Raw genomic sequence first — 9,859 nt, forward strand, 5'->3', positions numbered from 1 at the left:
CTGAGATTTCGGCGCGAATTACGCGGCGGAGGTTACTTTGACAGGGAATATTGCTGAAGATTGGGGCTTGTCCTTTTCTGATCTGATGTTTCTGGCGGATCAGCCGGAAGATATGCGGCTGGAAATTGCCCTTCAGCTTTGCCATTTGCAAAGAACAGGGCGATTTGTTGAAGACTGGTCACGCGTTCCAGCCGAAGTGGTTTCTTATGTCGCCGGTCAAGTCGAGCGGCCTGTGGATGTTCCTACCAGTTTGTTTGATGATCGCAGGTCGCGGCGCTATCGGATACGTGTTGCTGAGCATTTAGGGTTCTCCCGGTCCAGGCAAACTGATTTGGTAGAGTTCGAAACCTGGCTGCTCAATGATGTCGTTCAGCGGGGCGGTTCTGTCTCCGAGATGACCGAATTGGGGGCCGAGTGGTTTTTAGACCGCAATCTGGTCTCGCCCTCGGAACAAGCAATTGAGCGGATCATACGCTCTGCTCGTCAGCACTTTCAGGGCCGCTACCTCACATCGGTTGCTGCGCGGTTGTCAAATTCAGCAGCCATTGAACTGGAAGCCAGCCTTGCAGACCCACGCGGGCGCACTGGGTTTCAGCGCTTGAAGGGTGACGTTGGGGCCGCGACACTTGAAAACGTGCTGGACGCAGCGGATCGGCTGGCTTTCATTCAGAAGCTTGATTTGCCTGATGATATGACCGGAGCCACTGATCCATCCTGGATCAAGTTGTTTGCGCGCCGGACCGAAGGAGAAACCGCATCCGAGATGCGCCGGCACAATCGGGAAAAGCGCCTTGGTTTGTTGGCTGTGTATCTGATGACGCGAAGGGCGGAATTGCTGGACGGGCTGGTGGATTTGCTGCTTGAGATCGTCCACCGCATCGGCACACGGTCCAAACGCAAGGTCATCGGCAAGATCGCGGCTGACATCGAGAAAGTGCACGGGAAAGAGCGACTGTTGGTTGATATCGCGACAGCGGCAATGATGGCTCCGAATGGCCGGGTTGCCGAGGTTATCTTCCCGGTTGCGGGGGCAGCGAAGCTGAAAGCCATCATCGATGAACACAAGGCCAAAGGCACATTGGATGTCCGGATTCAGACCGTCATGCGTGGGTCCTATGCCAGCCACTATCGCCGAATGCTGCCATCCTTGCTGTCTGTCTTGAAGTTCCGGTCAAACAATGAGGTTTGGCGGCCGATCATGGATGCTTTGTCTTTGATTGTCCGCCTGAATGAAGAAGGCCGACGCTATGTTCCGGTCACTCTGGCTCCGGAAGGGTCCATTCCGCGCAAATGGCGAAGCACCGTTTTGGACAACCGAGGACGCCTGAATGTTATCTCTTATGAGCTCTGTATTTTGACGCAATTGCGGGACCGCATTCGGGCCAAAGAAATCTGGGTCGAAGGATCAGATCGCTACCGCAATCCGGATGATGATCTGCCGAAGGATTTTCCCGAACGGCGCAATGCTTATTATGCTGGTCTGAACCTCACGCAGGATGCTCGCGCCTTTTCTAACTCAGTACGTGAGCAACTTGAGCAGGAGCTACGTCAGTTGAACGCGACGTTGCCCGGCAATGACAAGGTTCGATTGCGATGGTCGGGTGAGAACCGGATCTGCATCACGCCCTTTGATCCCGCCTCAGAGCCGAAAGGTCTGGCAGGTCTTAAAGCAGAGGTTGGGCGGCGTTGGCCAATGACCGGCCTGCTCGATACGCTGAAAGAAACGGCGCTGGACACCGGCTTTCTGGATATTTTTGAGACCTCAGCTACTCGCGAGGCCCTGCCACCGGAGGTGCGGGATCAACGTCTGCTGCTTTCTCTGTATGGTCTGGGCACAAATGCGGGCTTGAAGCGTGTTGCGGCTGGTACGCCAGGTATCAGTCATGACGAGCTGCTGCATATCCGGCGACGATACATTGACCCGTCCTCACTACGGGCAGCCTGCAGCCGGGTCGCGGATGCGACGCTGGCTATTCGGAACCCTGCCATCTGGGGCGAAGCGGGAACAGCCTGTGCGTCAGATTCCACCAAGTTTGGGGCTTGGGACCGGAACCTGATGACGGAATGGCACGCGCGCTACGGTGGGCGGGGCGTTATGATTTACTGGCACGTCGAACGCCAGGCCACCTGTATCTATTCTCAGTTGAAGCGTTGCTCATCCTCCGAGGTAGCGTCAATGATCGAAGGTGTCTTGCGGCATTGCACGGATATGGAGATCCAACGCCAATATGTAGATAGCCACGGGCAGAGCGCCATCGGTTTTGCTTTCTGCCATCTTCTTGGCTTTGAGCTGGCACCGCGCCTGAAGGCGATTGCGAGCCAGAAACTTGCCGTGCCAAGTACAAGTATCCGGGCTCAATTGCCCAATCTTCTTCCCATCCTGTCCGGGACGATCGACTGGGCCGAAATTGAGCGGCAATATGATGAGATGGTCAAGTATGCCGCAGCCATGCAGCACGGCACCGCTGATCCAGAAGCCATCCTGCGGCGGTTTGCCCGTTCGGATGTGATGCACCCAACGTACAAGGCGCTTGCTGAACTGGGTCGCGCGATCAAGACGATCTTCCTGTGTCGTTATCTGCGCTCTGAGGCTTTCCGCCGCGAAATCCATGAAGGACTGAATGTAGTTGAGAACTGGAACAGCGCTAACGGGTTCGTCTTTTTTGGTAAGGGCGGCGAAATATCCAGCAACCGCATTGCCGATCAGGAGATATCGGCGCATGCATTGCACCTGCTTCAGGCATCACTGGTTTATGTGAACACACGTATGGTGCAATCAGTCCTGTCGGAACCGGAGTGGATCAATCGATTGTCCGAGCGGGATCTGCAAGGGCTATCTCCACTCTTCTATCTTCACATCAATCCATACGGTCGGTTCGACGTGGATCTTGGCAAGCGGATCAACTTTGGAAAGCTGGCGGCCTAAAACTCTTTACAAAGAGCGTGAACTGTAAAAAGTAAATAGATAGGCTCACCTGTAAAACAAGGACGATGAAAGGTTCTGAGAGATGCCGCCTACCCGGCCAAATGTAAAGAGTCATGCACGTGACCGTCCTGCAGATGGCCATGAACGCGGTCGGGACTTTCTGGGAGAGGCGGAAATCGAGCGGCTGCTGAAAGCGGCCAAACGGGGCCGCCATGGCGTTCGGGACCATCTTCTGCTTCTGCTGATGTTCCGGCACGGGCTACGTGTCTCTGAAACGGTTGCGCTTCGACGCGCCGATGTGGACCTCGATCAGGCGAGGCTCTGGGTATCGCGCCTCAAGAATGGGCTCAGTGTTGAACAGCCAATTGCAGGTGATGAACTGCGGGCGATCCGCCGTTGGATGGTTTTACGAGAAGACACACTTCCTTGGTTGTTTGTTTCTGAACGCAAACAGCCCCTGACGCGTCAGGCCGTGAACTATATCGTTGCTCGTTCCGGCAAACAGGCGAAGCTGGGACATATCAATCCTCATATGCTCCGACATTCCTGTGGCTTTGCGCTGGCCAACAAAGGCCATGACCTGCGCCTGATCCAGGATTATCTCGGGCATCGGGATCCGCGACACACCGCACATTACACTCGCACGGCCGCAGGCCGGTTTGAAGGGCTTTGGTAGACGAAAGAAAGCGTGACACGTCCATGATGCTTCCACATGATCCGAGAATTGCCCGGCCGACGCGAATTCATGCAGGCATCGAGGTCGGGTCGATGACACCTTCGCCCTGAGGCACCGCTAGAATAGTCAGGATGCACTAAGCAACCTCGCTATGAGTTCCGAAACGGTTTTTCTGGCGGTGATAACTTCGCTATTGGGTTGCCGCAGCGATCACACGAAAAACGCTCGTTTTTCAAGCGCGAGAACTGTTCCGTGAACGTTGATATGCAATGTTCGCGCAGTCTATTGCCACAGAGAAAAGTCAGACAGCTGGTACAACTTATCATTGACTATCTGCTATAAAACTTAGAGCTTGAGTTCATCATTTCGGCGTATTCATTAAGGTGAGCTTTCTAAGACTTCAGGCTGGGACCTCCGGATAAATCGCATAAGGAAAGTGTTGGTAATGAAAGAAACGATGCTGGTTTTTTCAGGTACCTACCCCCCAATAGATTCAGGTAAAAATGGTCGATTGATTGTATTGGAACCGACTTCAAAGGTTCGTGCTGAAGACGGCCTATACGAGGTTCGGTTGTGCACCGCCTCGTTAGAAGCGACAATTGAGGGAAGATTGGAAGGGAATAGGTTTTCATATGGGAAGAGAGTGCCCCAATTGCTCTATGCGCTAGATTGCAAAGCAACCGGAATCTTTGATGATGTTAAGCCTAAGGGTCAGTTCTCATTGGTAGAATTAAAAAAAATTGAAACAGGATTACTTTCTGAACTTCGACCAATCGGGATTTTGAAATGAGCGATCCGCTGGGAATAATTGGTGCCGGGATCTCGGCGTTAGATAGTGCAACCTCTGATGGCAAGATATACGGATGGGTCGGCTCGCAGAGTAACCCCGACCAGAGAATAACAATTTCTGTAGCTTATGACAGGCACAGCATCGAAGTGCCTATAGCGGATGGGATTGCCGATGCGATTATGACGCTACCGGAGTCTCAAACTTTTCGACATATGGTCGCCGCTCACGGCCCGGGATCAATGCAGATTTCGGTGTCCTCATTGGAGAGTTCAGTCACTGGGACTTTTGGATATGGGTCGCAACATGTTATGGTCATTGCTGCACGTGACATTGGTACGCAGTATCTGAGCACGGACCGCGAAGTGGCTACTTTTTCCGTGCAACATGCTGTGGCTCATGAGTTTGTTCACGCATTGACTGACTTAAAAGACGAACATCCACTATTTAATGATGTGGTGAATGTAGTTCTGGCCGAATTGCAGGATCAGGGGTTTCTTCAATTCGGTCCCCCACGATTAAGCTATGACGCAATCTTAGAAGATTCTCTCCAATTTTCTGCGCAGCCACCAAACTATGAACAGATACTTGACTATATTGGTTTGAGCAACTTACGCGACCTGTTACCGGACGATTCAGAGCAAGCTGCGGGGTTTGTTTTTGGAGCATTAGAGGCTCAAAAATTTGGCTCTCATAGCCGCGACAATGGTTCGATTGAGTTTTGGAGTAATGGTGTCAGTGTCGGTCAAACGAATGCGACAAGCTACTACAGCGATGGGCTCCTAGACAACTACGGGACGGTCAATGCCAACGGTCATGCCAGCGTTAGCCTTGGCGGCCATGTTCGTGCGCTTGGCGATTGGCTTGGTCTGGATGGCCAGTTTGGCATTCAAGGAAACTTCAGCAAACCCGGTGAAGGTACCAAAAATGACGATGACATATCTATTCCCGATGGCTTGCTTGAGGCCGTGGCTGAGGCGATCAACTCTCAACCAGAAGGACCTGGAAGTGAAGGCTCGAGTTCTTCTAGTTCAGGCGATGGCAACACCGGCCGTAGCGGAGGCAACGCGGGAACAGGCCTGAGCGGCGAGGACCGTCCGATCATCCTGGATTTGGACGGTAGTGGCGTAGAGATCACGCAGCTGTCGCAGTCGACCGTTTTTGTGGATTCAAGCGGAGACGGTCTGAAGAACCAGACGGCGTGGGCTGCGGCGGGGAATGGGGTTCTGTTTTACGACGCGGACGGGGATGGAGTGATCTCCGAGACGCGGGAGTATGTGTTTACCGAATGGGACCTGACGGCGACGAGCGACATTGAGGCGCTGCGGTCCGTGTTTGACTCCAATGGCGACGGGGTGTTCGACGCCAATGATGAGAAGTGGTCGGACTTCAAAGTCCTCGTGACACTCCCTGACGGCTCGCTTGTGGCGAAGACGCTGGATGAGCTGGGGATCACTTCGATCGACCTGACGGCGGATGCGACCAATATCGAACTGCCCGATGGCTCGGTAATTACCGGCCAGACCACTTTTACCAAATCCGATGGCACCACTGGCACAGTTGCGGATACCACGCTGGTCAGCAATACGCAAAGCTACCGGATTGAAGAAAGCGAGACCATCGACACGGAGGGGGTGCGCACGCATATCCAGACGGGATATGGCGCCGATGGCGCCATTTCTTTTGTCATCACCTCTGTGACATCGGCGGACGGGACCTCGATTGCCAACAGCTATGATGACAATGGCGACGGGGTGGTGGACCGGTTGCAGACCATCGTGACGGTGACCAATCCGGATGGCAGCAAGAGTGAGACGGTGACCAACAAGGCGGGCTCGGATGCCGGTTCTGCCGTGCTGGTGAACGCAACAAAGACCACGACCAGCGCCGATGGCAAGACAGTGACCATCGAGCGGGATTCCACCGGTGGTGGCTGGTATGACCAGACCGAGGTGCGCACGACCCATGCTGACGACAGCATGATCATCGTGACCACAGATCGGGGCTCCGATGGCAGCGTGATCCGCAGCTCGACCGAAACCGTCTCTGCCGACGGGCTGACACGGACGGATGCCATTGATGAGGACGGTGACGGCACGGTCGATCTGACGATCTCTCATGTGATTGTGGTGAATGCGGATGGGACCCGCTCTGAAACGATCCGGCATCTGAACGAAGACGGCTCGCTGCGCAGCGCGGTGACGGAAAGCGTCTCGGCAGATGGCCGCACCAAAACCATCACCCGCGACCTGGACGGCGACGGCGACGCGGATGTTCAGGAAGAGCTGAACATCACGGTGAATGCGGACAAATCGACGTCTTCAACCGTGACGGTGAAGAATGGCGACGGCAGTGTCCGCAGCACAACGACGCAGAACCAGTCCGAAGATGCGCTGACCAAAACCACGACCGTAGATCAGGACGGCGACGGGGACGTGGACTTGACCACGGTTGAATCCACAGCGATCCACGGTGATGACAGCCGCGAGACGGTGACGACGCAGACCAACACCGACGGGTCTGTCCGCGGCAAGGTTAAGGTCACGCTGGGCAGTGACAAGGTCAGTTCGGAAACCTGGATCGATCACAATCAGGACGGTGTGTTCCAGAGCACGGATCTGAGCCGGAGCGTGACCGTGGACGGAACGACCGGAGAGCGGACCACCACCAGCTGGGTGCGCAATGCGGATGGGTCATTCAGTACCAAATCGATCTCGGTGACGAGCGAAGACGGGTTGGTGACAAACACAAGCACCGATGCGGATGGGGATGGCGATACGGATCGGTCGATCTCTGATGTGACGGTGGAGAATGCGGACGGGACCTCGACCCGCACCGTCACGGAAAAAGCGCAGGACGGCGCACTTATAAGCAAGCAGCAGAGTGTGACCAGCGCTGACGGGCTGACGGTGACAACGCTGAGCGACATCGATGGTGATGGCAGCTGGGATGGGAAATCCGTCTCGACCCGGGTCTCCAACCCCGATGGCAGCACGCTGCACACGGTGACCAACCATGCTGGTGATCAAACGACGTTGCTCTCACAGACTACCGTTTCCCAAAGCGCGGACCGGCGTCTGACGATCACAAACACGGATGCCAATGGCGATGGTGCAATGGATGTCACTCTGCGGTCGGAACAACATGCCGATGGCAGTAGGACCGAGCTTGAGACCCGGCTGAACGCTGATGGATCGACACGGTCTACCCAGACGACCAATGTCAGCGACGATAAGCTGACGGTCACGGTTGCAAGTGATCTCGATGGGAATGGCACGGTTGATACTAGTTCCATCACTGACACGGTCCTGAATGCTGATGGTGGTCGGACCACGACCACCACTGTCAAAAACGGTAATGACAGCCTGCGCAGCCAGATGGTGACCACGGTCAGCGATGATGGGTTGGTATCCACTACGTCGGAAGACAAGGATGGGGATGGCACATCGGAACGTGTGGTGGCCTCCACTACCGTGCTCAATGCCGTTGGGTCAAAGGCCACCACGCAGGATGTGAAGGCCAGTGACGGATCGCTGCTGTCGCGGACGCAGACCACTGTCAGCGATGACGGATTGACCATTGAGACCCGGGCAGATCGGGACGGGGATGAGACGGCGGATATCGTCACCTCCAGCGTGACCACTCTGAACGCGGATGGCGGGCGAACGGTTACGACCGAGGTTACAGATGTGACCGGTTCCAGTGACGCGCCGCGGTCGCGGACCGTTATCACCACCAGTGATGACGGCCGCGATGTTCTTGAGACAAGAGATGTGGATGGCGATGGCAATGCGGACCTGCACATTCACCGCGTTGTCGGGGATGACGGTCAGGTCACGGTAACGGAAACAAAGCTGGACGATACGGGCGCGACCCAGAGCCAGATGGTGTCGACCACCAGCGATGATGGGCTTGAGGACACAACCCGCTACGATGCGGATGGAAACGGGGCGTTTGAAAAGAGCATCGACAGTACAACTGTGCTCAATGCGGATGGCTCCACCACAAGAACAGTGGAAGAGAAAACGGAGAACGGAACGGTGTATCGCCGCGCGGTCATCGAAACATCCCGTGACGGCCGGACCACAACAACCCGGGAGGACCGGGACAATGATGGCGATTATGACCTGACCGCCACCCGCTCCGTTGATCTGAATGCGGCAGGTGTCGAGACCACGACCGTAACCCGGACAGCGGCCAATGGCGCAACGCTCAGCTCGGACACAACCGTGGTCAGTGCGGATGAGCGCACCGTGACGCGCAGCATTGATGCGGATGGCAATGGGGTGAATGACCAGGTCATCACTACAACCCTCGCAGATGATGGTACACAAACCAGCCAGACCCAGTCGTTCAACGACGCCGGTACTCTGATCGCCACGCAGGTCAGCACCGTCAGCGACGATGGCCTGACCACCACCTCCCGGACCGACCGAAACGGGGATGGCACGGACGAGTTGGTTGCAACGGCTACAACGGCACTTGCTGCAGATGGCAGCCGCACCACAACCACCAGCTACACCGATGGCGGTGGAGCGCTTCAGGCAAAGACAGTTGCGTCCACCAGTGATGATGGGTTCAATTCCACCTGGACTGCGGATCTGGACGGCGATGGCACCAACGAGTTTGTAACCACCCGGGCCACCACCTTTGAGGCAGATGGCGACGTGGTGCAGACGGCGACAACCGTCAATAGCGCTGGCGCAACCATTGGAAGCGTCACCACCACAACTTCCGGAAACGGGCTTAACACGTCCGCCGTCACGGATCTGAACGGGGATGGCGCCACAGATCGGACCAGCACTATCGTGGAACAGGCTAGTGGTGCCTGGACCCAGACCGATAATCAGTTCGGGGCAAATGCGTCGCTGGTCCAATCCACCCAGACCTCTGAGGCAGCTGATGGGCGCACCCGGGCCACGCGCACGGATACGGATGGGGACGGCCACGCAGATCGAGCCGTCACCACGCATATCAACACAGATCAGGACGTCACAACGACGTATCGTGATCTGAACACACGTGGTTTTGCCACCAGTGTTGTCACCGAGGCTGAATCCGCAAACAAAGCCAAACGTTCCCTGGGTTTTGATCTGGATGGGGATGCGCAGAATGAGATTGTCTGGTCGTCTTACACGGAAACAAAACCCGGCGAATATCGCACGACATCCATGTGGCAGCACCATGGAGACAACCTCAGTTTCTTTGAGAAAGTCGTTGTTTCTCCGGACGGGCTGAACAAATGGGTGCACACGGACATTGATGGGGATGGCGACATCGACAGCACCAGCTGGAGCAGAACCACACTCAATGATGATGGCAGTCAGACCAGTCGCACTGACGCATCTTACGCAGACGGCGACACGAAGGCGACGCTGGTGCGCGATATCAGTGCCGACGGGCGTACTGTTGCGGAAAGCCGCGATTACGATGGTGACGGAAAATGGGATGTGAAAACCCGTTCCGTGAC

At 55.7% G+C, this 9,859-nt stretch carries 4 protein-coding genes; all 4 read left to right on the forward strand.

All coding sequences use genetic code 11. The annotated features are described in order from the left end of the window. Positions 1-37 precede the first annotated feature (37 nt). Positions 38-2,926 (forward strand): Tn3 family transposase, encoded by a 2,889-nt coding sequence (locus GOW16_RS03880; protein ID WP_170410449.1) that lies wholly within the window; start codon positions 38-40, stop codon positions 2,924-2,926. A gap of 82 nt (positions 2,927-3,008) precedes the next feature. Next, the gene (locus GOW16_RS03885) at positions 3,009-3,602 is read left to right on the forward strand and encodes a tyrosine-type recombinase/integrase (RefSeq protein WP_170410451.1); all 594 of its coding nucleotides are present in this window, start codon (positions 3,009-3,011) and stop codon (positions 3,600-3,602) included. Positions 3,603-4,047: 445 nt separating this feature from the next. Then, positions 4,048-4,392: a hypothetical protein gene (locus GOW16_RS03890; protein ID WP_170410455.1), complete on the forward strand. Its 345-nt coding sequence runs from the start codon at positions 4,048-4,050 to the stop codon at positions 4,390-4,392. Next, the coding region (locus GOW16_RS03895; RefSeq protein WP_368039866.1) for a beta strand repeat-containing protein at positions 4,389-9,859 on the forward strand (5,471 nt) is incomplete at its 3' end. The genes GOW16_RS03890 and GOW16_RS03895, both read left to right, overlap by 4 nt.

Origin of the sequence: Ruegeria atlantica (assembly GCF_013033965.1) — a bacterium.
Classification (GTDB): Bacteria; Pseudomonadota; Alphaproteobacteria; order Rhodobacterales; family Rhodobacteraceae; genus Ruegeria; species Ruegeria atlantica_D.